Annotated in this window: 19 protein-coding genes; 13 read left to right on the top strand and 6 right to left on the bottom strand. The window is 73.0% G+C overall.

Going from position 1 to position 24,513, the window contains the following annotated elements:
- Positions 1-5 precede the first annotated feature (5 nt).
- Positions 6-1,388 (top strand): cation:proton antiporter, encoded by a 1,383-nt coding sequence (locus OG985_RS17855; RefSeq protein ID WP_371669338.1) that lies wholly within the window; start codon positions 6-8, stop codon positions 1,386-1,388.
- Positions 1,389-1,568: 180 nt separating this feature from the next.
- On the opposite strand, the gene OG985_RS17850 is transcribed toward OG985_RS17855, so the two are convergent.
- Positions 1,569-2,480, bottom strand: coding sequence for a LysR family transcriptional regulator (locus OG985_RS17850; protein ID WP_371669337.1), 912 nt, complete (start codon positions 2,478-2,480; stop codon positions 1,569-1,571).
- Positions 2,481-2,570: 90 nt separating this feature from the next.
- Here OG985_RS17850 and OG985_RS17845 point away from each other — a divergent pair, with 90 nt between their 5' ends.
- The 8 genes from OG985_RS17845 (at position 2,571) to OG985_RS17810 (ending at position 12,676) form a co-directional block, all read left to right on the top strand.
- Positions 2,571-3,401, top strand: a complete 831-nt coding sequence (locus OG985_RS17845; protein ID WP_371669336.1) for an SDR family NAD(P)-dependent oxidoreductase — start codon at positions 2,571-2,573, stop codon at positions 3,399-3,401.
- Between the two features lie 102 nt (positions 3,402-3,503).
- On the top strand, positions 3,504-5,711 hold the full coding sequence (locus OG985_RS17840; protein WP_371669335.1) for a DEAD/DEAH box helicase: 2,208 nt from the start codon (positions 3,504-3,506) through the stop codon (positions 5,709-5,711).
- Positions 5,712-6,209: 498 nt separating this feature from the next.
- Entirely contained in the window at positions 6,210-7,241 is a 1,032-nt protein-coding gene (locus OG985_RS17835) for a DUF4190 domain-containing protein (RefSeq protein ID WP_371669334.1), read from the top strand.
- Between the two features lie 147 nt (positions 7,242-7,388).
- Positions 7,389-8,141, top strand: coding sequence for a GntR family transcriptional regulator (locus tag OG985_RS17830; protein ID WP_371669333.1), 753 nt, complete (start codon positions 7,389-7,391; stop codon positions 8,139-8,141).
- 342 nt (positions 8,142-8,483) lie between these two features.
- Positions 8,484-8,675 carry an SPOR domain-containing protein gene (locus tag OG985_RS17825; RefSeq protein ID WP_371669332.1) on the top strand — a complete coding sequence of 64 codons (192 nt, stop codon included), beginning with the start codon at positions 8,484-8,486 and terminating at the stop codon, positions 8,673-8,675.
- Positions 8,676-8,761: 86 nt separating this feature from the next.
- Entirely contained in the window at positions 8,762-9,241 is a 480-nt protein-coding gene (locus tag OG985_RS17820; protein WP_371674409.1) for a (deoxy)nucleoside triphosphate pyrophosphohydrolase, read from the top strand.
- 110 nt (positions 9,242-9,351) lie between these two features.
- Positions 9,352-9,780, top strand: coding sequence for an ATP-binding protein (locus OG985_RS17815; RefSeq protein ID WP_371669331.1), 429 nt, complete (start codon positions 9,352-9,354; stop codon positions 9,778-9,780).
- 271 nt (positions 9,781-10,051) lie between these two features.
- Positions 10,052-12,676: a SpoIIE family protein phosphatase gene (locus OG985_RS17810; RefSeq protein ID WP_371669330.1), complete on the top strand. Its 2,625-nt coding sequence runs from the start codon at positions 10,052-10,054 to the stop codon at positions 12,674-12,676.
- A 325-nt stretch (positions 12,677-13,001) separates the two neighbouring features.
- Here the strand turns inward: OG985_RS17810 and OG985_RS17805 are convergent, their stop codons facing one another.
- A complete protein-coding gene (locus OG985_RS17805) occupies positions 13,002-14,891 on the bottom strand; it encodes a hypothetical protein (protein ID WP_371674408.1) in 1,890 nt (629 codons plus the stop codon).
- Positions 14,892-15,109: 218 nt separating this feature from the next.
- On the opposite strand from OG985_RS17805, the gene OG985_RS17800 reads away from it, so the two are divergent.
- The 3 genes from OG985_RS17800 to OG985_RS17790 all read left to right on the top strand — a co-directional run bounded on the left by OG985_RS17800 (position 15,110) and on the right by OG985_RS17790 (position 17,661).
- Positions 15,110-16,303 carry a hypothetical protein gene (locus OG985_RS17800; protein ID WP_371669329.1) on the top strand — a complete coding sequence of 398 codons (1,194 nt, stop codon included), beginning with the start codon at positions 15,110-15,112 and terminating at the stop codon, positions 16,301-16,303.
- 78 nt (positions 16,304-16,381) lie between these two features.
- On the top strand, positions 16,382-17,335 hold the full coding sequence (locus OG985_RS17795) for a phosphotransferase family protein (RefSeq protein WP_371674407.1): 954 nt from the start codon (positions 16,382-16,384) through the stop codon (positions 17,333-17,335).
- 5 nt (positions 17,336-17,340) lie between these two features.
- Entirely contained in the window at positions 17,341-17,661 is a 321-nt protein-coding gene (locus tag OG985_RS17790; protein WP_371669328.1) for a hypothetical protein, read from the top strand.
- Here OG985_RS17790 and OG985_RS17785 read toward each other — a convergent pair.
- Genes OG985_RS17785 through OG985_RS17770 form a run of 4 tightly spaced genes read right to left on the bottom strand, consistent with a single transcriptional unit; the run spans position 17,642 to position 21,541 of the window.
- Positions 17,642-18,412 carry a succinate dehydrogenase/fumarate reductase iron-sulfur subunit gene (locus OG985_RS17785; RefSeq protein WP_371669327.1) on the bottom strand — a complete coding sequence of 257 codons (771 nt, stop codon included), beginning with the start codon at positions 18,410-18,412 and terminating at the stop codon, positions 17,642-17,644. The two genes, OG985_RS17790 and OG985_RS17785, sit on opposite strands and share 20 nt — an antisense overlap.
- Complete coding sequence (locus tag OG985_RS17780; protein WP_371669326.1) at positions 18,409-20,376, bottom strand: fumarate reductase/succinate dehydrogenase flavoprotein subunit; 1,968 nt, start codon at positions 20,374-20,376, stop codon at positions 18,409-18,411. The genes OG985_RS17785 and OG985_RS17780 overlap by 4 nt, the downstream gene beginning before the upstream one ends.
- Before the next feature lie 18 nt (positions 20,377-20,394).
- Entirely contained in the window at positions 20,395-21,231 is an 837-nt protein-coding gene (locus tag OG985_RS17775; RefSeq protein WP_371669325.1) for a hypothetical protein, read from the bottom strand.
- A gap of 19 nt (positions 21,232-21,250) precedes the next feature.
- On the bottom strand, positions 21,251-21,541 hold the full coding sequence (locus OG985_RS17770; RefSeq protein WP_371669324.1) for a hypothetical protein: 291 nt from the start codon (positions 21,539-21,541) through the stop codon (positions 21,251-21,253).
- Between the two features lie 614 nt (positions 21,542-22,155).
- On the opposite strand from OG985_RS17770, the gene OG985_RS17765 reads away from it, so the two are divergent.
- Positions 22,156-24,339, top strand: coding sequence for an ABC transporter family substrate-binding protein (locus tag OG985_RS17765; RefSeq protein WP_371669323.1), 2,184 nt, complete (start codon positions 22,156-22,158; stop codon positions 24,337-24,339).
- Positions 24,340-24,513 lie beyond the last annotated feature (174 nt).

Here is a 24,513-nt window from a genome sequence, read left to right as displayed (position 1 = left end):
GTGCGATGCCGACGCCCGACGCCCTGCCGCTGGAGGCGGTCGTCCTCGCCGATCTGGCGGTCATCCTGACGGTGGGTGCCGCCCTGGTCCACCTGGTACGGCGGCTGCGTCAGCCCGCGGTGGTGGTGGAGATCGCGGCCGGTCTGATGCTCGGGCCCAGCCTGCTCGGCCTGCTGCCGGGGGACCTGCCCGCCCGCCTCTTCCCGCTCGAAGCCCGGCCCGCGCTCTCCGTGCTGGCCCAACTGGGCCTGGCCCTCTTCATGTTCCAGGCCGGCTGGGAGCTCGATCCGCGCCGACTGCGTGGCCGGGGCCGGTCGGTGGGCACCCTCGCCGTCCTGGCCATGACGGTGCCCTTCGTCCTCGGCGGCGGGGCGGCGGCCCTGCTCCACGCCTCACAGGCCCCCGAGGGCGTGAGCCGCGGCATGTTCGTGCTCTTCATGGCCACCGCGTTCTCGATCACGGCGTTCCCGGTCCTCGCCCGCATCATCCGTGACCGCGGCCTGACCCGGACCCATGTCGGCGTGCTGGCCATGGCGTGCGCCGCCGTCGGCGACGTGGTGGCGTGGTGTGTGCTGGTCCTGGTCGTGGCCCTCGCGGGCGCACAGGGACCCGGCGGCTTCGTCACCGTCATCGCCCTCACCCTGGCCTACGCCGCGACGATGATCCTGGCGGTACGGCCCCTCCTGCGCCGGCTGCTGCGGGACTTCGCCCAGGGGGAGAGCCGGGGCGCGTCGCTGGCCCTGATCGTCTCCGGGGTGCTCCTCTCCTCCTACGTCACCTCGTGGATCGGGATCCACGCCATCTTCGGCGCGTTCGCGTTCGGTCTGGTCATGCCGCGCGGCGACCGCGGCCTGGAGGAACGGATCGGGCAGCCGCTGGAGCGGGCGTCCGCCCTGCTTCTGCCGGCGTTCTTCACCCTCACCGGCCTGTCCACGGACATCGGCGGGCTCGGCTGGTCGGGGCTCGGGGTGCTCGCCCTGGTCCTGCTGGTGGCGGTGACGAGCAAGTTCGCCGGGGCGGCCGTGCCCGCCCGGCTGACGGGGAGCGACTGGCGGGAGGCCGCGGTGTTCGGCACGTTGATGAACAGCCGGGGCCTCACCGAGATCGTCATCCTCGGGATCGGACTTCATCTCGGTCTGATCGACACGCAGTTGTTCACCGTCATGGTCCTGATGGCCCTGATCACCACGGCCATGGCCGGCCCGCTCCTCAGCCTCTTCGGCGGCGGCACCGGAGCCGTGGCCGTACCCGCAGCCGCCCCCGCGGCACGTCAACTCACCCCGGCGAAAGGACAGAACGATGGCTCACCGTTACTTCGGATACCAGAAGCGCCGCGACGGCTCCGTGATGATCACCCGGGGGTGCAGTCCGGTGCGGATCGTGGGTGACAGGGCCGAGGCGGTCGCCCTCCTGGCCGAACTGGCCGAGGAGGACCCCCAGGAGACCCTGGCCCGCTGGGCGGACGAGCGCCCCCGCATGACCGCCTGACGGGCCGTCCGTGGCTCGACCGTGGAGACCCACGCAGATCCGGGTCGCGAGATCGTCAACGGCCTCACCCTCCTCGCCCCTCACCTCTGCCGTGCCACCCGGCGGCAACTGTCCGCGTACGCCCGCACCAGGGGGCGGGTGTCGTCCTCACGGCGCCAGGCGAGCGCGTAGCGGCTCGGGGCGATCCCGCGTACCGGTCGGGTGGTCACGCCTCCCAGCGTGACCAGGGGGGCGTTGCCCGTCGCGACCAGGCAGATGCCGAGGCCCGCCACCAGGGCCTCGTACGTCTCCTCCGTGCCGGCGATCTCCGCGGCGACGCGGGGTGGCCGGCCGGCGCGCTCCTCGAGGGCGAGCCAGAAGTCGCGCAGGGGGCCCGCGCTCGGCGGGAGGGCGAGGAACGGCTCGTCGACAAGGTCGGCGAAGTCGATCTCCGGGTGCGCGGCGAGCGGGTGGGTGTCGGGGAGGGCGACAAGCCGGGGCTCCTCGGCGAGCACCGTCCAGGCGTAGCGCTCCGGGTCCGGCAGCGGCAGCCAGACGAAGGCGACGTCCGTCTCGCCGTCCGCCAGGCCCGCGGTCGGGTCCTCCCAGCTCATCTGCCGGAGCCGGACGACCGCCTCCGGGTGGGCGGCCGTGAAGCGGGAGCGGATCGCCGGCAGCAGCCCGCCGCGCCCCGGGCTGGTGCTCATGCCCACCACCAGGGTGCCGCGCTGGGCCGCCCGTGCCGCCGCCATCGCCGCGTCCGCCTCCGCCCAGGCCGCCAGCACCCGCCGAGCCTGCGGCAGCAGCGCCGTCCCGGCCTCGGTCAGCAGTACGCCCTGGCGGTCCCGCCGGAACAGTTCCACGCCCACCTGCCGCTCCAGGGCCCGGATCTGCTTGCTGAGCGCGGGCTGGGACACGTACAGCCGCTCGGCGGCGCGGGTGAAGTGCAGCTCCTCGGCCACCGCGACGAAGTAGCGCAGGTCCCGCACATGAACGTCCACAGTCATAACCATCGGTTATCACCATGGGTCTTGGACGCGCAACCGCCCACGGCAGCAGGCTTGTCGGCGGAGGAACCCACGAGAGCGCGAAGAGGAGTCGTCATGAACAAGGTGTGGCTGGTCACCGGCGCGAGCAGCGGCCTCGGACGGGCCATCGCCGAGGCCGCCGTGGCCGCCGGTGACGTCGTGGTGGGCGCGGTACGGCGGCCCGAGGGGCTGGGCGACCTCGTCGCCGCCCACCCCGACCAGGTGGAGGCGCTGCGCCTGGACGTCTCCGACACGGCCTCCGCGGAGGCGGCCGTGGAGGACGTGGTGGCCCGGCACGGCCGGATCGACGTCCTGGTCAACAACGCGGGACGCACGCACGTCGGTGCCTTCGAGGAGACCACGGAACAGGAGCTGCGGGACCTCTTCGACCTGCACGTGTTCGGGCCGGCGGCCCTCGTGCGGGCGGTGCTTCCGCACATGCGCCGGCGGAAGGCGGGCGCCGTGGTGCAGATGAGCAGCGTGGGCGGGCAGCTGTCCTTCGCGGGCTTCTCGGCGTACAGCGGGACGAAGTTCGCCCTGGAGGGCATGTCCGAGGCGCTCGCCGACGAGGTGCGGGAGTTCGGGATCAAGGTGCTGATCGTGGAGCCGGGTGCCTTCCGCACCTCGCTGTTCGAGGCGGGACGGGCCGGGGTCAGCGAGGACAGCGGCGTCTACGCCAAGGTGAGCGGCACCCGGGGCTTCGTCTCCGGCGGTCACGGCACCCAGCCCGGCGACCCCGCGAAGGCGGCGGCCCTCGTCCTCGCCGCCCTCGACGCCGAGGAGACGCCCCTGCGCCTGCCGGTCGGCGACGACGCGGTGACCGGCGTGGCCGACCACCTCGACGCGGTGCGGGCCGACATCGCCGCCTGGGAGAAGCGGGCCCGCGCCACCGGCTTCGGCGACTGACCCGGCCCGCGCGGCCGTACCGCCCCACGGGCCTCCCGGGCCGCTTGTCAGAGGCGGGTGTCACGATGGACGCACATCGGGACGGCTGGGGAGCGGGGTGTCATGGAGGGGGAGCTGCCACCGGCGGGGCGTGCCGCCCGAGAGCTGTGGGCGCGAGGCGCGCGGCTGTACGGCGCGGCGCGCACCCTGCGCGAGGACCACACCCGCGCCCTGGACGCCGTCCGCTCGGCGCTCGAACCGATCCGGGACCACCTCGTCGCCGAGGAACTCGAGTCCATCCCGGTCGCCCGCCTGAAGGACGTCACCGAGGGGCGGCTGCGGCTCGGCGCGATCGAGGCGGCCGGGCTCGCCTCGGTGCGCGCGGTGCACGAGGCCGGCCGGTACGAACTGCGGCAACTGCCCGGCGTGGGCCCGCAGACCGCCGACCGGGCGCTCGCCGCCGCCCGCCAGATCGCGCGGGCCGTGGCCGACACCGTCTCCGTCCGCATCGACGTCGACCACCCGGAGCCCCGCACCACCGCCCTGGTCGTCGCCCTGCAACGGCTCGTCGAGGCAGGCCCGGAGCTGCGCCGCGCCCTGGACGCCGCCGAGCGGCTCGACGAGCGGCTCGGCGAGCTGCTGCCCGCGGCCCGGCCGGCCGGCAACCGGCTGCGCATGGCGCTCGCCGGACGCAAGCGCAGGGAGGGCGCGCTCGCCGCCGTCGCCGGGCTGCGCGAGCTGGTCGCCGACGCGGCCGCGCGGGACCTCCGGCTGCTGATCGCCCAGGCCTCCACCGACCTGCTGCGCCCGCCCGTCTCCGACATCGAGGCCTGGGTCGACTTCGAGCTGCGCTCCGCCGAGTACTACAGCCGGCTCGCCGAGGTCTCCGAACACCGCCCGGACCTGGCGGCGAGCGAGGGCTTCCTGCCGGCGGAGATCGCCGAGCGCGTCCACGCCCAGCCGCTCGACGACACCCACCGCCGGGTCTCCCTGCGCGGCTACCAGGCGTTCGGCGCGCGCTTCGCCCTCGCCCAGCGCCGGGTGGTCCTCGGCGACGAGATGGGGCTCGGCAAGACCGTCCAGGCCGTAGCGGCGATGGCCCACCTCGCGAGCGAGGGGCACAGCCACTTCCTGGTGGTCTGCCCGGCCAGCGTGCTGATCAACTGGACGCGCGAGATCCGCGCCCGCAGCACGCTGCGCGCTCTGGCGGTGCACGGCCCGGACCGGCAGGACGCGTACGCCGAGTGGCGCGAGCGCGGCGGTGTCGCCGTCACCACGTACGACGTGCTGCACACTCTGCCCGGTCCGGACGGCACGGCGCCGGGCATGCTCGTCGTCGACGAGGCCCACTACGTGAAGAACCCGGCCACCCGCCGCGCCGGATCGCTCGCGGTGTGGACCGGCCGCTGCGACCGCGTCCTCTTCCTGACGGGCACCCCCATGGAGAACCGGGTCGAGGAGTTCCGCGCCCTCGTCCGCCAGCTCCGCCCCGACCTGCTGCCCGCACTGCGAGGCGCCGGCGCGGTCGCCGGACCGCAGGCCTTCCGCACCCTGGTCGCGCCCGCCTATCTCCGCCGCAACCAGGAGGACGTCCTCACCGAACTCCCCGCACTGCTCCAGGTCGACGAGTGGGAGGAACTCGGCGCCGCCGACCGCGAGGCGTACGACCGCGCGGTCGCCGACGGCAACTTCATGGCGATGCGCCGGGCCGCATACGCCGACGCCGAGAAGTCGGCCAAACTGCAACGGCTGTGCGAGCTGGTCGCCGAGGCCGCCGACAACGGGCTGAAGGTGGTGGTCTTCTCGTACTTCCGCGAGGTGCTCGCCACGGTGCGGCGGGCGCTGACCGAGTCGGCGCGGGACCCCGACCCGGACCGACAGACCGCGGAGCAACGGGTGTTCGGCCCGATCACCGGGGCCGTCCCGGCGGCACGGAGACAGCAGATGGTCGACGACTTCGCGCGGGCGCCGGGGCACGCGGTGCTGCTGTCCCAGATCGAGGCCGGCGGCGTCGGCCTCAACCTCCAGGCGGCCTCCCTGGTGATCCTCTGCGAGCCGCAGGTCAAGCCGACGGTGGAGCACCAGGCGGTCGCCCGGGTGCACCGGATGGGCCAGACCCGCACGGTCCAGGTGCATCGCCTCCTCGCGGCGGACAGTGTGGACGAGCGGCTCCTGGACATCCTCCGGAACAAGGACCGGCTCTTCGACGCGTTCGCCCGGCGCAGTGACATGGCCGAGTCCACCCCGGACGCGGTCGACGTGTCGGACTCCGGACTGGCCCGCCGGATCGTGGAGGAGGAACAGCGGCGCCTGGCGGCCGGCGCGGGCTGAACCCGCAGGCACGCCTGCCCGGGGGCGCGGGCCGGTGCGGATCCCGTCGACCGGCGGGCCGGGTTCAGAGGTGCCCCCGCCCTTCGACCTGGGGCTCGTCCCCCATCGGTGACGGCCCGCGCTTACCATGCGCCCAGTCGCACGTCAGTTCCGTACCGCACCGTCACGGTTTACGGTCACGGTCATCGTCCTCGCCCCGGCGTCACCCCCTGAACCAGGAGCACGGTACTCGTGTCCATACCCCCGCCCCCTGGGCCCCACCAGCCCCAGGAGCCGTACCCCCAGGGTGACGCGCCGACGCCTCCGACGGGCGGCCCCGCCCACGCTCAGGGACCGTGGCAGAGCCCGGCGCAGGGCGGCCCCTGGCAGGGCGCCCCTCAGGGCCCGTCGCAAGGCCCCCACCCAGGCCCCCCGCCGGGCCCGGGCGGCCCCTACGGCCCCTACCCCCCGACGCCCTACCAGCCCTGGGGCCAGGGTTACAGCCCGTACAACCGGCCCGTGCCCGTCAACGGGTTCGCCATCGCCTCGCTCGTCCTCGGCATCCTGTGCTTCGTGCCGGCCGTGGGGCTCGTGCTGGGTCTGATCGCGTTCGGGCAGATCAGGAAGCGGGGCGAGCGCGGCCGGGGGCTGGCCGTCGCCGGCTCCGTGCTGTCCTCCGTGGGGCTCGTGCTGTGGGTGCTGTCGCTCTCCACGGGCTTCGCGTCCGGCGTCTGGGAGGGCGTCAAGGACGGCGCGAACGGGACCGCGTCGATGAACAAGGGCGCCTGCTTCGACTCACCCGGCGGACTGGAGGGCGCGGCCTACGACTTCGACGAGGTGCCCTGCGCGGACGAACACGACGCCGAGGTGTTCGCCGTCGTCACCCTGCCGGGCGGCTCCTACCCCGGTGACGACGAGCTCACGGACACCGCCGAGGACAAGTGCTATGCGTTGCAGGCCGGTTACGCGATGGACGCCTGGGCCGTACCCGACGACGTGGACGTGTACTACCTCCTGCCGTCGCGGCAGAGCTGGCGCTTCGGTGACCGCGAGATCACCTGCGTGTTCGGCAACACGGACGAGAACGCCACGCTGACCGGCTCGCTGCGCAACGACGGCTCGACGCTCGACTCCGACCAGATCGCCTACCTGAAGGCGGCCAACACCCTGGACGCGGCCCTGGACTCGGCGCCCGACACCGCGCCCGACGACGACCTGTCCGCCAACCGGGAGTGGGCGGCACGGGTCTCGGACGCGCTCGGCGAGGAGGCCACGCTGCTGAGCCGGCACCAGTGGCCCGCGAAGGCCGAGCGGCCGGTCGCCGACGTCGCCAGGGAGGTGGCGGCGCTCAGGAAGGAGTGGGCGCTGGCCGCCGTCGCCGCCGACGTGAACGCCTTCTACCGGCACTACGACCGGACCGTGACGATCGAGGACCCCGGCACGTCCGTCACCGCTCGCAAGGCTCTGGGCCTCGCCACCACCCCGCCGTCGTACGGCGACGGCTCCGGCGACTCGGGCGGCGGTGGAGCGAACGGCGACATCGAGGTGTGAGCGCGCCCATAGCGGGGAGAAAGTGCCTGCGTAAAGCCCTCACCGGGCACATGTCATCACATCGAGTGATTCTCTGGCCTTTGCTTGCATGGCACAACCTTCGGTTGCCACGCTGTTGCTGTCTGTACAACCTGATGGGAGCGGCCAGTGACATTCGGTGAGCAGCCGGCGTACCTGCGTGTCGCGGGTGATCTCCGCAAGAAGATCACCAATGGGTCGCTGCCACCGCACACCCGTCTCCCGTCCCAGGCCAGAATCCGTGAGGAGTACGGGGTCTCGGACACCGTCGCGCTGGAGGCGCGGAAGGTGCTCATGGCCGAGGGGTTGGTCGAGGGACGCTCGGGCTCGGGGACCTATGTGCGCGAGCGGCCCGTGCCCCGGCTCATCGCCCGCTCCGGTTACCGCCCGGCCGGCGGTGCCACCCCCTTCCGCCAGGAGCAGGCGGACGGCGACGCCCGCGGCACCTGGGAGTCGAGCAGCGTCCAGGTCGAGGCGGGCGGTGCCGTCGCCGACCGGCTGGACATCAGGCCGGGCGACCGCGTGATGCGCACGAAGTACGTCTTCCGGGACGCGGGCGAGGTGGTCATGCTCTCCACCTCCTGGGAGCCCCTCGCCGTCACCGGCCGTACGCCCGTGATGCTGCCCGAGGAGGGCCCGCTCGGCGGCATGGGCGTGGTCGAGCGCATGGCCGCCATCGACGTGGTCGTCGACAACGTCACCGAGGAGGTCGGCGCCCGTCCCGGCCTCGCCGACGAGTTGCACGCCCTGGGCGGGGTCCCCGGCCATGTCGTCCTCGTCGTCCAGCGCACCTACTTCGCCTCCGGCCGCCCGGTCGAGACGGCCGATGTGGTGATCCCGGCCGACCGCTACCGAGTGGCGTACCACCTCCCAGTGAAGTAGCGCACACCCTCGCACCACCCCGCACACCCTTCCGGCAGTTGCCCCCGGCGTGGGACCCCGCGCGCGCCTGCCCGCACGGCGTTGCAATTCAGCCGTTCTCGCAGGTCGACCGGTACATGCGCCGCATGCCGCTGACCGGATACGTCGGCGCGTCCGGGCGGCGCGTTCGAAGTCGCGCGCCCCCTGTCACGCCCGTCCGACCTGGCTGGTTGCGTACCTCTTTGTGAAAAGCCGTATTCGCTGCGTGAAGGTTGGGCGTAGGGTCGGGCATATGCGGATTGCGGTTTCCTTATCGGGTGGGGCACGGCAGAGGCCGCCGCGGGCGGGAAGTGGAGGGGCGCGATGAACGACGGCACCATCACTCTTCCCTGGCTCGTCATACGGCAGGACGACAACGGCAATCGCTACCGCGTGGGCCGGTACGCGACCCGGGCCGAGGCGCAGAAGATCGCCGACAGCCTCGACAGCCGCGGACACCGGCAGCTGTACTGGGTCGAGCGGATCGGCCCGAACGGAACGGGCGCCGACGGCTGACCCGCGTCCGCCGCTCGCGCCTTTCCCCGGCCGCCGTTCACGCGTCGCCGTTCCGGGCTCCCGTTAGGCTCCGGCGCATGACGCGCATGAGCGAACGGATCGTGGTGGTGGGAGCCGCCCTGCTCGACGGAGGCCGGCTGCTCGCCGCCCGCCGCAGCGCTCCCCCCGAACTGGCCGGCCGCTGGGAACTGCCCGGGGGCAAGGTGGAGCCGGGCGAGACCCCCGATGCGGCCCTGGTGCGCGAGTTGCGCGAGGAGCTCGGCGTCGACGCCGAGACCGTCGAGCGGGTCCCGGGTGAGTGGCCCCTGAGACCGCCGTACGTCCTTCAGGTGTGGACCGCCCGGCTGCGTCCCGGCTCCGCCGGGCCCGAGCCGCTCCAGGACCACGACGAACTCCGTCTGCTGACCCCCGCCGAGATCTGGACCGTCGCCTGGCTGGACCAGGACGTGCCCGCCGTTCGGGAGGTGCTGCGCGTGCTGGGGGCGGAACCGGAGGCGGCGGAGGAAGCGGAGGCGGGGGCCGGGGTGCGGGCAGGGGACACAAGAGGGGACGCGACCGGCGTCTGAGCCCCGCGTGAGCGCCTCGTAAGCCGTTTGTGCCACAGTGCGCCCCCGATGACGGTACTCGTGACTGGATATCGGGTATCTGCCCATTAACCCCATGAAACCGGACATGGGTGAGCTTGCTGGGCTGGGAAGTGATCGGCGTGACCGACACCGAGGGTGGCCGCGCCGAGTGGACCTTTCCCGCAGAACCGGGCGCCGTCCGTGACGCCCGTGCCGCCGTACGCGGCCGGCTGCGCGACTGGGGCCTCGAAAGCCTCGCCGACCTGACCGCTCTGCTGGTCAGCGAGCTGGTCACCAACGCGCTGCGGCATGCCACCGGTCCCATCGGAGTCCGCCTGGTACGCCCGGCAGCCCCCGGCGACGTGCTGCGGGTGGAGGTCTCCGACCCTTTTCCGGACCTCCCCCGGGAGCGCGCCGCCCGGCCCGAGGACGAGAGCGGCCGCGGTCTCCAGCTGGTCGCCCACACGTCCCGGCGTTGGGGTACCCGGCCCGGAGGCGCGGGCAAGACCGTGTGGTTCGAGCTCGCGGTGCCAGGATGAGACGGCGGTTTACGGCGGTCCGGGGGCTGTACGGACCCTCTCACACTGTCGAGCGAATGGTTCAGGCCAGTGGCGGTTGTCGACGGGTGGGATTCGATGACGTGTCCGCTGGTTAGAAGACTGGAAGTGTTGTCGCGGTACGGACCGAAAACCATCGGGACCGTGCTGTGATCGTGAACACCGTGTTGTGCGGAGCCGTAGTGCTGGATACTGCGGGCAGCCGCCGCCGGTGACCGGTGCCGGACGCGGTGAGCTGGAGGGGACGGTTCGCGTGAGCGAGATACCAGCGAAGGCCACGGAGTCCGAGGACCCGTCGGACGGTGCTGGAGCGGAGGTCGTGGATGCTGCCGCGACGGGAGTCCGCCCCGGCGAGGTGCCGCCGGGCGACGCCCTGTGGCAGAGCAGCCCGCCCGGCTCGATCTACGACTACATCAAGGTCGCGTCCTTCTCCATCGGTCCCGACGGACTCGTCGACCAGTGGAGCCTGCGTGCCGAGCAGCTTTTCGGTATCCCCGCCGGCCACGCCGTCGGTATGGACCCCATCGAGGCGTTCATCGACCCCGACCGGCGTGAGCAGGGTCAGCGCAAGATGGCCGAGATCCTCGACGGCCGCGAGTGGACCGGCGTCGTCCCCTTCCGGCTGCCGGACACACCCGGGGGCGAGCGCGGCCACGAGGGCCTCGCCGAGGTGTACGTCATGCCGACGCGGACGGAGGAGGGCGAGAAGGCCGCAGTCTGTATCGTCGTCGACGTCCGCACCCTGCGCAGCATCGAGACGGACCTCGCAGCCTCGCAGGCGATATTCGGTCAATCCCCTTTCGGCTTCCTGCTGATCGACCCCGATCTGCGGGTGCGGCGCGCCAACCACCGGTTCGCGTCGATCTTCGGCGGCACACCCGACGACCACCGTGGCCGCGGCGTCCACGACTACCTCCCGCGCCCCGAGGCCGAGCGGGTCGCCGCCACCCTGCGCCGGGTCCTGGAGACGGGCGACTCCATCACCGACATGCACGTCACGGGCTTCGTGCCGGGCTCCGACGAGCGCCGTCACTGGTCCGTCAACCTCTACCGCGTGCACAGCGGTACCGGCCGTCCCATCGGTGTCGCCTGGCTCGGAACCGACATCACCGCCCGCCGCGCCGCCGCCCGCGAAGCGGCCGCCGCCCGGCGCAACCTCGCCCTGCTGAACGACGCCGGTGCCCGCATCGGCAACTCCCTCGACCTGGAGACCACCGCCCGCGAACTCCTCGACGTCGTGGTGCCCGGCTTCTGCGACCTCGCCACCGTCGACCTCTACCAGGGACTGCTGGCCGGCGACGAGACCCCGCCCGGCCTCGCCGACGGCAGCGCCGAACTGCGCCGCGTCGCGTTCGCCAGCGCCGTGTCGGACGCGCCCTTCGTCGGCGGCGGCCCGCCGGTCGCGGTCGGCGCCGTACACCACTACCCCTTCAACTCCTCCTGCGCTGACGCCCTGCGCACCGCCCGGCCGCAGTTCGTCCCCGCCGAGGAGGGCGGCCTCGTACAGTCCACGCTGGCCGTGCCGATGGTCGCCCACGACACCGTCGTAGGACTCGCGCAGTTCGCCCGGACCAAGGGCAGCGAACCGTTCGGCGACCGGGACCGCGACCTCGCGGTGGAGCTGGCCGCGCGGGCCGCCGTCTGTATCGACAACGCCCGCCTGTACCGGCGTGAGCACGAGCGCGCGCTGATACTGCAAAGGTCCCTGCTCCCGCCCGGCGACCCGGTGGCCTCCGGCCTCGACATCGCCTGCCGCTACCTGCCGGGGAACTCCTTGTCCGACCGGCCCAGCGAGGTCGGCGGCGACTGGTTCGACGTCATCGAACTGCCGGGTCACCGCACCGCGTTGGTCGTCGGCGACGTCATGGGCCGCGGGCTGCGGGCCGCGGTCGCGATGGGCGAACTCCGGTCCGCCGTCCGCACGCTGGCCCTCCTCGACCTCGAACCGGCCGAGGTCCTCTCCGCGTTGGACGAGATCGCGCGCGGTCTCGGTGCCCCCGGCGGTGTGCAGCAGGCCACTCGCTCGGCCCGCCGGCCCCGCGAGGCGGACCTGTCCGAGGTGTACCTCGCGACCTGCGTCTACGCCGTCTACGACTCGGTGACCCGCAGGTGCACCTTCGCCAACGCCGGCCATCTGCCGCCCGTCCTGGTCGAACCCGGTGAGGACGCGCTGATGCTCGACGTGCCGCCGGGCATGCCGCTCGGAGTCGGTGGCGAGCCCTTTGAGGAGGTGGAGGTCGAACTGCCCGAGGGCGCGCTGCTGGCGCTCTACACGGATGGACTGGTCGAATCGCGCGACCACCCGCTCGACGAGGGTCTCCAGGCCTTCGTGGGTGCCCTCACCGACCCCTCCGCGCCGCTGGAGGACGTCTGCGATCACGTGCTCAACACCCTCGACACCCACCACGGCGAGGACGACATCGCCCTGCTGATGGCCCGCGTCCAGGGACTGCCCGCCGGGTCCGTCGGCGACTGGACGCTGCCGCGCGAGCCGCGCAGCGTGGGGCGCGCCCGCGAGCAGGCACGCCGGCAGTTGATCGAGTGGGACCTCGAACCCCTGGTCGACACGACGGAGTTGCTGGTCAGCGAGCTGGTGACGAACGCCCTGCGGTACGGCGAGGGCGAGATCAGACTGCGCCTGCTGCTGGACCGCACGCTGGTGTGCGAGGTCTGGGACTCGGGCCTGGTCCAGCCGCGCCGCCGCCGCGCCCGCGACACGGACGAGGGCGGACGCGGCCTGCAACTGGTCGGCCTGCTCAGCGCGGCCTGGGGCTCGCGCCGTACCCCACGCGGCAAGACGGTCTGGTTCGAACTGCCCCTACCGGACGGCGAGAACGGCCTGGCGGACCCGGCGGAGGCGTTGCTCAGCCTGTTCTGAGGACGACGGAACGGGAAGCGCGGGCCGCGGGACGGGGAGTGCTGGCAGTGGGGCGGGAAGGGCTGCCGCGGACTGCGTAGCGTTGGCCGTGGGACGGCAAGTGCTGTCGCGGGCGCCGTCTCGCCGGGTGCCGTGACGAAGCGCTGGGCGGCGATGTCGGTGGGCAGCGGCCTCGGCTTCACCGACCCCACCGAAGTCCAGCGCACCTGGGAAGTGCAGGCCGGAGGGCGGGAAGTGCTGGCCGCGGGCTGGGAAGTGCTGGCCGGGGACAGGAGGCGCTGGGCGCGAGACGGTGGGCGCTGGCCGCGGGTCTGCCGCGGTTCGGTCAGGGAGTTTCCGGAGCTCGCGGGGTGGTGCGGCCGCGCCGCGCCCGGGTGGCGGGTCCGCCGAAGCTCGCGGGCGGGCCGCCGTCCGGGCCCTTGCCGAGGAGGATTCCGCCGAGCACGGCACCGCCGACTCCCGTGGTGTGCTCCGCCGCCCCGACGGCCGGGGTCCCGTGCACGCGCACGTCCTGCCCGGCGAGCTCACGGGCCCGCCGCGCCAAGGCGTCGGCCGTCGGCTCCTGACCGGGGTCTTCGCCGCGTCCGTGCCCGTACGGCGCCGGGGGGACCGGGAAGGCGAGGAGCCGTTCCGCCTCCGTCAGCAGGGTGCGGGCCGCGCCGCCCACCGCACCCCGGTGCGTCCCGACGAAGTCAGCCGCCAGGGCGGTCGCACTGCGGGCGGTCAGGGAACCGGCGGCCGCCAGGACTCCGGCCCGCCCGGTGCCGACCGGAGCGACGGCCCGCACGATCCGCCGGAGCGCGTCGAGCGGGTCGTAGGGCCCGGCGATCAGCTCCTCCCGTACGGCGGCCAGGACGGCGTCCGCGTGCGCGACCCGGGCGCGGAACTCGGGGGCGAGCATGCCGGGTGCGCCGGGTGCGCCGGGTGCGCCGGGTGCGCCGGGTGCGCCGGGACCGACGGGGACATCGGGACCGCTGGGTGCGCCGGAAGCGCCGGAACCGCTGGGTGCGCCGGAAGTGCCGGGAGCAGCGGGTGCGCCGGAACCGCCGGGTGCACGGGGACCGCCGGATGCGCTGGGATCGCGGGAACTGCCGGACGTGCCGGGACCGCTGGGTGTGCCAGGCGCGTCGGTACCGCCGGGTGCGCCGGAACCGCCGGGTGCGCCGGAACCACCAGCTGCGCCGGAACCGCCGGGAAAGCCGCGAGCACCGGATGCACCACGAGCACCGGAACTGCCGGGCCCGCCAGACACCTCGGGAGTGCCCATCGTCTCCGCCGGCCGCTCCCGGGCGCTCGCCAGCTCCGCCTCCGCCCCGGTGAGCGCGGCCGGGACGAGGCTCGCGGCCGCTGTCAGTTCGGCGGCGAGCCGGTCGATGCCGTCCAGGAACACCGCGGCCTGCGCCACCGCACCCTCGGCGGCGCGCACATGGCGGGCGGCGCTCTCCGGCTCGTCCAGGTCGGCGGCCTGGCGGGCCTGGTTGAGCTGGAAGGTCGCGAACACCAGCCGGTCCCTGGCCTGTTCGACGTGGCCGGTGACGTCGGCGGTGGCGGTGGGGGAGAAGCGCCCGCCGGCGTCGAGCTCGGCGAGGCCGGCGTCCGCGGCCCCGGTACGGCCGGCCAGCTCCCGGAAGCGGGCCTCCGCGGCCTCCAGGGCCGCGCCCGCTCCCCGTTCCAGACCACGCAGCCGGTCGAAGTCGGCGGCCTCCGCGTCCAGCCGGCGTCCCACCTCCTGGCACCGCCCGACGATTCCGGTGAGCGCGTGCCGCCGCGACGGCTCGTCCGCCGGGACGCCCTCGTCGTACTGCCGCCGCATCCGGAAGGCCGCCGACAGCTCGGCCTCCGCCTCCCGTACGGCCCGCGCGAAGGGGGCGACGGCGGGCGCTCCCGAGCGGGCCTCGGCGCAGCCGAGCTCCTCGCGGCTGGTGCGGAGACAGTCGTCGGCCTCGACGAGCAACGCGAGGGTCCGCGCGTCCAGGTCGGTGAGCGGCGGCCGCGGGAGCGGTTCGGCGGGGGCGGCGCCCGGGGTCGTACGGGTGCGGGCCCGGCGGGTGCGCCGTACATAGCCGTATCCGGCGAGCGTGCCCACCACCGCGACCGCGACCAGAGGCAGGACGAGAGCGGCGGCGGACGTCTCGTCCTCCTCGGCGGTCGTGGCCGCCACCGGGGTCTGCCCGGCGGGTACGGCCGCAACCGGGTCGTCGGTACTGATCGTCATCCACGGCAACACCAGCCACACGACCCCGACCGCGACGCCGAGCAGGGCATGTGCGACCCGCACGGATATGCGCGCGGTCGTGCGCCGCGGCCGGCCCCGGCTCAAGGATGACGTCACATTCCGGAGCGTATGAGCAGATATGCGCCGGCGCGACCGGGATGCGTCCGGGACGAGTCGGGGGCGGGGCACGTGAGGAACGGCGACCGGGGAGGAACGACGTGGGGTCGGAGTCGAAGCCGAAGTCGACGACGGACGAGTGGGACGACAGGGGCGAGAGGGGCGAGAGGGACGAGAGGACGGACGCGGAGCCTGCGGCCGGCGGGGGAGCGGACGTGGAGTCGGACGCCGGGGAGGGAGCGAATGCCGAGCCGGAGGCCGGCGCCTCCCCGGCGCCGCCGCCCCGCCGTCGCAGGCTCCGATGGGTCCGCAGGGCGGCCCTCGGACTGGTGCTGGCGCTCGTCCTGTCCACCCTGGGCGCCGAGGTCGCGCTCAGGGTGAACTACACCGGCGACCCGGCCGACGGGACGTACACGAGGAACCGTGACGCGATATGGCTGGGCCACGCCTGGGTGGACGGCCGGAAGGACGACGCCGATGTCACCGGCCTGGCCCGCCGTCTGAGCGGCACCGGCATCCGTGACCTGTACGTCCACACCGGCCCGCTGGAGCACGACGGGACGCTGCCCGAGTCGGTGTACCCGAAGGCGCGCTGGTTCGTGGCCGCCGTCCACCGCGAGCTTCCCGGAGTCAGGGTCCAGGCATGGCTGGGCGACGTGCTCGCCACCGAGAGCCCCGACGGCCTCCGCCTGGAGCGCCCGGCGACCCGCGACGCCGTCGTCGCGTCCACTCGCCAGGTGCTCGCGGCCGGCTTCGCGGGCGTCCACTTCGACCTGGAGCCGCTGCACTCGGGCGACCGCCACTACCTCGCCCTGCTCGACTCGCTGCGCGGGGTGACCCGGGCCCGGGACGCGCAACTGTCGGTCGCCGCGCACCAGATCGACCCGGTGCCGGGCTTCCACTCCTTCTGGGGCACCGTCACCGGACACCCGAAGTGGTGGTCCCAGGCGTTCTTCGGGCAGGTGGCGCGCAGGGTCGACCAGATCGCCGTGATGTCGTACGACACCATGCAGCCGCTGGACACCCTGTACGGCGGCTACGTCGCCCAGCAGACCTCGCTCGCCCTGGAGGTCACCCCGCCGTCGACCGACCTGCTGATGGGCCTGCCGTTCTACCACGAGAACCGTTTCGGCCACTGGGCGCACGCCGAGACCGTCCCCGCCGCCGTCCGGGGCGTCCGCCTCGGACTGTCCCGCACGGACGCCGACCGCGCGCGCTTCGGTGTCGCCCTGTACGTCGACTTCGCGGCCACGGAGGCGGACTGGTCGGCGTACCGGGAGGACTGGGTCCACTGAAATCCGCCTGACGCCGGCCGGGCGGGGTGCGAGGATCCGACGGGTGACCTCCACCCGAGCCCCCTCACCCGCGACGACCTGTCCCCGCTCGCCCGGGCGGCCGCCGGCCCGGGCCGCTCGCTGGCAGCGGCCGCGCGGCTGCGGGGCGGCTCCAAGAAGGGCGTCTACCGACTCACCTTCGACGACGACACGACGGCCGTCGCCTACGTCTGGTCGCCCGACGAGGACTTCTGGGACGACGGCCCCGGCGACCCGCGCGATCCCTTCGCCCACGCCTCGGGACCGGACCTGTTCACGGCGGCGTACGACCGCCTGTCCGCCCTCGGCGTCCGCACGCCCCGGCTGCTGCTCGCGGACGACTCGGGACGCCATCTCGGCGCGGCCGCCGCGGTCGTCGAGGACCTGCCCGGTGGCAGTCTGGAGGAGGCGCTGCGGAACGACCCGGACGCGGCGCGGGCGCCTCTGGAGCGACTGGCCGAGACGCTCGCCGTGCTGCACGCACAACGGGGGCCGGCCGTCGGGAAGGTCGCGCTCGTCGACAACGGCGGTGCCTCGCCCGTCACTTCGTGCGAGCGGCGCGTGACCGAGGGCGCCCTGCGCGACATCGCGGCGGTGGCCGTACGGGACGCGCGGATCGCCACCGCCCGCCAGGACCTCGAAGCGGCGGTACGCGGCCTGGCGGCCGAGGTCCGCCCGCGTGCCCGCCACACCCTGATCCACGGCGAACTCGGCCCGGACCACGTCCTCCTGGCCGCCGACGGCCGACCTGCACTGATCGACATCGAGGGCCTCATGTACTTCGACGCGGAGTGGGAGCACGTGTTCCTGGAGCTGCGGTTCGGCCGGTGGTACGACGTTCTGCGCGTCCCCGGCCTGGACGAGGACCGGCTGCGCCTCTACCGCCTCGCCATGCGTCTCAGCCTGGTCGCCGGCCCTCTCCGCCTCCTCGACGGCGACTACCCGGAGCCGGGACCGATGCGGGCCATCGCCGAACACAATCCGGTGCGGGCGCTGGAGTTGGTGGGACGATGATCGGCATGCACCTCACGCTGGTGGTTCTCGGCGCGCTGACCGTGACGGCGCTGGCAGCGCTCGGTCTCGTGGCGCTCGTGACCGGATGGCTGCTGCCGTGGCACCGGACGAGGGTGCTGAGGCCGAGGCTGTCGGGGCTCGGGACGCTGCTGTGCGCCGTCGGGGCGGGGCTGTTCATGTTCCTGGGCCCGTTCATGGGCCCGCCGCACGGCGAACGTGGTGACGTCGCCTGGGGCGGCTGGGTCACCTTCATGGTGGGCCTGGGCGTCGGGTTCCTCGCCCAACGCCCGGGCCGCACCCCCGGGCCTACGAAGACCGCCTCCTGATCTTCGAGCCCAGCCACACGATCGGGTCGTACTTGCGGTCGGCCGCCCGTTCCTTCAGGGGGATCAGGGCGTTGTCCGTGATCTTGATGCCCTCGGGGCAGACCTCCGTGCAGCACTTGGTGATGTTGCAGTAGCCGAGGCCGTGTTCGTCCTGGGCGGTGCGTTTGCGGTCCAGGCCGGACTCCTCGGCCGCGTCCAGCGGATGCATGTCCAGTTCCGCGACCCGCATCAGGAAGCGGGGACCGGCGAACGCCGGCTTGTTCTCCTCGTGGTCGCGGACCACGTGGCAGGTGTCCTGGCACAGGAAGCACTCGATGCACTTGCGGAACTCCTGCGGGCGGTCCACGTCCTCCTGCATCATGCGGTACTCGCCGGGGGCCACACCGTCCGGCGGTACGAAGGCCGGAACCTCCCTGGCCTTCTGGTAGTTGAAGCCGACGTTCGTCACCAGGTCGCGGATCACCGGGAAGGCCCGCAGCGGGGTCACCGTGATCGTCTCCGCCCGGTCGAACACCGACATGCGGGTCATGCACAGCAGCCGGGGCCGTCCGTTGATCTCCGCGGAACAGGAACCGCACTTGCCCGCCTTGCAGTTCCAGCGCACGGCGAGATCCGGCGCCTGGGTGGCCTGGAGGCGGTGGATGATGTCGAGGACGACCTCACCGTCGTTCACCTCGACCTCGAAGTCCTCCAGGCCGCCGCCCTCGACGTCCCCGCGCCACACCTTGAAGCGGGCCTCGTAGCTGCTCACTCGTAGAGCTCCTCTTCGGCGAGGTACTTGACCAGCTCCTCCTTCTCGAAGAGGGCGAGCAGGTCGGGGCGGACGGGGTCGGTGGTCTCATGGGTGAGGTTGATCTGGCCGCGCACGGTGTCCGTCGCCGCCAGGCCGCCCGAGGGGTCGATGAGCCGGCACAGCAGATTGACCCGGCGCCACGCGCGGTCCATCGCGGGGTGGTCCTCGCGGGTGTGCCCGCCGCGCGACTCCGTGCGCTCCAGCGCGGCCCGCGCCACGCACTCGCTGACCAGCAGCATGTTGCGCAGGTCCAGGGCCAGGTGCCAGCCGGGGTTGAACTGCCGGTGGCCCTCGACCCCGGCCCGCCGGGCCCGTACCCGCAGATCCGCCAGCTTATCCAGCGCCTGCTCCATCTCGGCCTCGCGACGGATGATGCCGACGAGATCGTTCATCGCCTGCTGGAGTTCCTGGTGGAGGGTGTACGGGTTCTCGGCCGGGCGTCCGTCGTCCGCGCCGGGTGCCGGGCCCTCCGCGGAGAAGGGGCGCAGGGCCTCGGCCGCGGCCGTGTCGACCTGGACGTCGTCCACGGGGGGCCGGCCGTCGGCCAGGCCGGTCGCGTACTCCGCCGCGTGCCGGCCCGCACGCCGCCCGAACACCAGCAGGTCGGAGAGCGAGTTGCCGCCGAGACGGTTGGAGCCGTGCATGCCGCCGGCCACCTCACCGGCCGCGAACAGCCCGGGCACCCCGCGGGCCGCCGCGGAGTCCGAGTCGACCGCGATACCGCCCATCACGTAGTGACAGGTCGGCCCGACCTCCATCGGCTCCGCCGTGATGTCGACGTCGGCCAGCTCCTTGAACTGGTGGTACATCGACGGCAGTCGGCGCCGGATGACCTCGGCGGGCATACGTGTCGACACGTCGAGGAACACGCCACCGTGCGGGGAACCGCGGCCCGCCTTCACCTCGGAGTTGATGGCCCGGGCGACCTCGTCTCGGGGGAGCAGTTCGGGCGGGCGCCGGTTGCGGTCCGGGTCGTCGTACCAGCGGTCGCCCTCCTCCTCCGACTCCGCGTACTTCTCCTTGAAGACGTCGGGGACGTAGTCGAACATGAAGCGTTTCCCGTCGGAGTTCCTGAGCACCCCGCCGTCGCCGCGCACCGACTCGGTGACGAGGATGCCCTTCACCGACGGTGGCCAGACCATGCCGGTCGGGTGGAACTGCACGAACTCCATGTTCAGCAGGGGCGCTCCGGCGAGCAGCGCCAGCGCGTGCCCGTCGCCGGTGTACTCCCACGAGTTCGACGTCACCTTGAAGGACTTGCCGATCCCGCCGGTCGCGATCACCACGGCGGGCGCCTCGAGGACGAAGAAACGGCCCGACTCGCGCTCGTAGCCGAAGACCCCGCTCACCCTGCCCGCGGCCGAGCCGCTCTCGGTTGCCGTGTCCTTGAGGACCCGGGTGACCGTGCACTCCTGGTAGACCTTCAGGCGGGACTCGTAGTCCCCGGTCTCCCGGAAGTCCTCCTGTTGCAGGGCCACGATCTTCTGCTGGAGCGTCCGGATGAGCTCCAGGCCCGTGCGGTCACCGACGTGCGCGAGACGCGGGTACTCGTGGCCGCCGAAGTTCCGCTGGGAGATCCGGCCGTCCTTCGTGCGGTCGAACAGGGCGCCCCAGGTCTCCAGCTCCCACACCCGGTCGGGCGCCTCCTGGGCGTGCAGTTCGGCCATCCGCCACTGGTTGAGGAACTTCCCGCCACGCATGGTGTCGCGGAAGTGGACCTCCCAGTTGTCACCGGAGTTCACGTTGCCCATCGCGGCCGCGATGCCGCCCTCGGCCATCACCGTGTGCGCCTTGCCGAACAGCGACTTGCAGATCACCGCCGTACGGGCGCCCCGCTCGCGCGCCTCGATGGCGGCGCGCAGCCCGGCGCCGCCGGCCCCGACCACGACGACGTCCCACTCCTGCCGATCCACCACGGACATCAGAGGACTCCACCCAATCTAGAAGAAGCGCGGATCGTCGAAGGCACCGGACGCCACCAGGAAGACGTAGAAGTCGGCCGCCGCCACACTCACCAGCGAGGCCCAGGCCAGCACCATGTGGCGGGCGTTCAGCCTGCCGACCCACTGCCACATCCGGTAGCGCACGGGGTGTCTGGAGAAGTGCTTGAGCTTGCCGCCGACGATGTGCCGGCACGAGTGGCAGGAGAGGGTGTACGCCCAGATCAGCGCGATGTTGACGAGGAAGACGAGGGTGCCGAGGCCCATGTGGCCCCAGTGGTAGTGCTCGTCGCGGAAGGAGAGCACGGTGTCGTAGGTCAGCACACCGGCGACGAGGAGCGCCGCGTAGAAGAAGTACCGGTGGATGTTCTGCAGGACCAGCGGGAAGCGGGTCTCGCCGGTGTACTTCTTGTGCGGCTCGGCCACCGCGCAGGCCGGGGGCGACGCCCAGAAGCCCCGGTAGTAGGCCTTGCGGTAGTAGTAGCAGGTCAGGCGGAAGCCGAGCGGGAAGATCAGGATGATGATCGCGGGGGAGATGCCCCACCAGCCGCCGAAGAGCTCCCAGTTCGGGCCGGCGCGCATCGTCTGGCAGCGCTCGGCCAGACACGGCGAGTAGAACGGCGAGACGTACGGCGCCGCGTAGTAGTCCGTGTCGGCGAAGGCCCGCCAGGTCGAGTACACGATGAAGGCGAGCAGGCCGGCGGCGGTGGCGGCGGGGGCCAGCCACCACCGGTCGGTGCGCAGGTGCGGGGCGTCGATCGCGGCGCGCGTACCGCCGCGTACGCCGCCGCCGGGCGGATGGGATTCCGTGTCGGGGGGTTCCGTACCAGTGGCCAAGTCATGACTCCGGTCGGGATCAGGGGGCGTGCCGGTCGCGGGCGCCGAGACCCTCGTCGTCCGAGTCCGTCCACAGACTGTTGTCGTACGGGGTGTCGGAGATGGAGACGAGGTCCGGACGCAGTGGCTTGGCGAGCGCGGGGGCGGCGTCGCGCAGCAGCGCGACGCTTTCGCGCAGGTGGTCGGTGTCGGCGCGGACGCGGCGCATCTCCAGACCGCCCTTGCCGAACTGCTGCTCCAGGCGCTTCACGGACCGGGAGAGGTCCTCGAGGCAGCGCTGGACTGATGTCAGGTCGTCGTGCACGGACATGACGTGACCTCGCTTCCGTGGGCCGTGGGCCCGTGGGTGGCAACGTTCATGCGCCTGCGAGTGTTGCGCGTCACACCTACCGGTGGGAACCCGTGTGCACGGATTGGCGGATCGCGAGCCTCCGAGTGCGCCCGGCCCGCGCTCCTGTGCGCGCTGCGTTCCGTGGGGTTGCGGGGGTGTCACGGGGAGCCGCACGGTGCGGCGCGTGGTGCCAGTTGCCGGGACCAATTCTACCGCTTCGTGGTGTTGCGTACCGGTTGGTGATGTCGCGTGCCCGGGGTGTCGCGTACCCGCGGTGCGCGGTGGCGGGTGCCGGGTGCCGGGTCCCCGGGGTGTCGCATGCCGCGTCCCACGACGCGCGCGTCGCGTCTCAGGGCGCCGCGCGACCCTCCCGCCCGGGTTCCGGGGGGCCGGGCCCAGGGGCCCGCGCGGCCCGCTCCGGGGCCCGCGCGCCCCGGCCCCGTTGGGCCGCACGGGTGGGTTTCGTGCCTTCCGCCGCCGTGTCGCCGCCCGCTGCTGAACCCTTTCCTCTTCAGTGGCCGCATAGATCTGATCAGCTCCATATACCGCCAAACGTGATCCAAACCGGCGGCCCATCATCGGAGGTAGACGGGATGTCCCACGACGGCGTCGGACTGCGCGCGGTCATGCGCTCGGTCGCCTTCCTCACCGCGGGTGCGCTCGCGGTGCCCATGCTGGCCGCCTGCAGTTCCCAGGACGAGGCGGGCAAGCCGCTCGCCGGACAGGACCTCGCGCCCGCCGCCCGTGACCTGGTCAGCGACGGCGGCACGCTGAACTGGGCGGTGGACGCCGTGCCGGAGACGTTGAACACCTTCCAGGCGGACGCCGACGCGGCCACCAGCCGGGTCGCGCAGGCCGTACTGCCCTCCATGTACCGGCTCGACGCCAGCGGCCGGCCCCGGATCAACCCCGCGTACCTGGAGTCGGCGAAGGTCGTCGACACCGAGCCGAAGCAGGTCGTCCTGTACAAGCTCGACCAGCAGGCGGTCTGGAGCGACGGCCGCGAGATCGGCGCCGCCGACTTCGCCGCCCAGTGGCGCGCCCTGTCCGGCAAGGACAGCGCCTACTGGACCGCCCGCAACGCCGGCTACGACCGCATCGAGAAGATCGAGCGCGGTGCCAACGACCTGGAGGTCAAGGTCACCTTCGGGCGGCCGTACGCCGACTGGCGCTCGCTGTTCTCGCCGCTGTACCCCAAGGACGTCATGGGCACCCCGGACTCCTTCAACGACGGGGCCAGACGCAAGCTGAAGGTCACCGCCGGGCCCTTCGCGGTGAAGAAGGTCGACCGCAAGGAGGGGCGGATCACCCTCGCCCGCAACCCGCGCTGGTGGGGCCGGCCCGCCAAGCTCTCCGAGATCGTGCTGCGCGCCGTACCGCGCGACAAGCGGACCGCCGCGCTGGCCGCCGGCACCGTCGACCTGGCCGAGATCGACTCCGCCGAGGCCCAGAGCATCACCCTCGCCGCCCGCGCCGGGGGCAGCGGCACGAGCACCCCGCTCCAGGGGCCCGGCGAGAAGAAGCCCAAGGCGCTCACCAAGTCCGAGCGTCAGCGCAAGGCACTGCGGGACTTCGAGGTCCGCAAGTCACTGGAGCCCGCCTACACCCAGCTCGCCCTCAACGGCGCGGGAGGCCCGCTCGCCGACGAGCGGGTCCGCCGGGCCGTAGCCCGCGCCCTGGACCGCGCGGAGCTGGCCCGGATCGTGCTGAAGCCGCTCGGGCTGCCCGCCGAGCCCGTCGGCAGCCACCTCGCGCTTGCCGGGCAGGCCGCGTACGCCGACAACAGCGGGGCACTGGGCGGCCAGGACACCGCGGAGGCACAGGCACTGCTCGCGGATGCCGGCTGGGTGCCCGGCGGCCCGGTGACGAAGCAGAAGAAGAAGGCGGAGAAGGCGGCCGGCGCCGAGCGCCGCAAGCCCAAGGACGACTCCTCCGACGGGGAGGGCGGAGACAGCGGCGACAGTGATGACGAGGGGACGTACATCGTCGGCGAGGACGACAAGGCGCGCGGTGACGCCGACCGGGGACAGGCGAAGGAACCGGGCGACCAGGCGAACAAGCACCGGCAGACGAGTGAGCTGGCCGGCCGGAAGGCCGAGGAAGGCGCGCGCCACCTCGCGCAGGACGGCAAGCAGTACAAGCCCCTGACTCCGGACGGCGCGTACGCCCCGAAGGGCACCGCCGTCCCGGCGGGCGCCGTGGCCGGGCCGCTCGCCAAGGACGGCAAGCCGCTGACGCTCCGCTTCGTGCTCCCCTCGGGCTCCGGTTCGGACTCCCTGCGCGCGGTCGCCGACCGCGTCGGCCGGATGCTGGATCGCGTCGGCATCCGCACGGAGATCACCAAGGTCTCCGACGAGAGCTACTTCAAGGACCACATCGCGGCCGGTCAGTACGACCTCGCGCTGTACTCCTGGCCGGCGTCCGCCTTCCCCGCCACCGACGCCCGCCCCGTCTACGCCAAGCCCGTCCCGGCCGCCGACGGCTCCCTGAACGTCGAGCAGAACTACACCCGCGTCGGCACGGACCAGGTCGACCAGCTGTTCGACAGGGCCATGAGTACGCTCGACGAGGACGAGAGCAGGAGTTTGATCCGCAAGGCGGACTCCCGCATCTGGGCAGCGGCGGGCTCCATCCCCCTCTACCAGCGCCCGCAGCTGACGGCAGCCCGGAAGACCGTGGTCAACGCGGGTGCCTTCGGTTTCCAGACACCGGTGTACGAGGACATGGGTTTCCTGAAGAAGGGCGCGAAGCCCTCGACGAGCCCGTCACCGAAGTAGCCCGAGCCGGAGACTGAGCCGACAGCCGAGCCGGAGCCTCGAGCCCGAGCCCCGAGCCGGAGCCTCGAGCCCGAGCCCCGAGCGGGAGCCCCGAGCCGGCACCGAAGCAGTCCCGAGCCGGACACTCGACCGGCCACGAGCCGGTCGCCGGACCGGCCACGAGCCGGTCGCCGG

Origin of the sequence: Streptomyces sp. NBC_00289 (assembly GCF_041435115.1) — a bacterium.
GTDB lineage: Bacteria > Actinomycetota > Actinomycetes > Streptomycetales > Streptomycetaceae > Streptomyces.
Note: the sequence above shows the minus strand (reverse complement) of the source record. Positions and strands in the feature narration are given on the sequence as shown.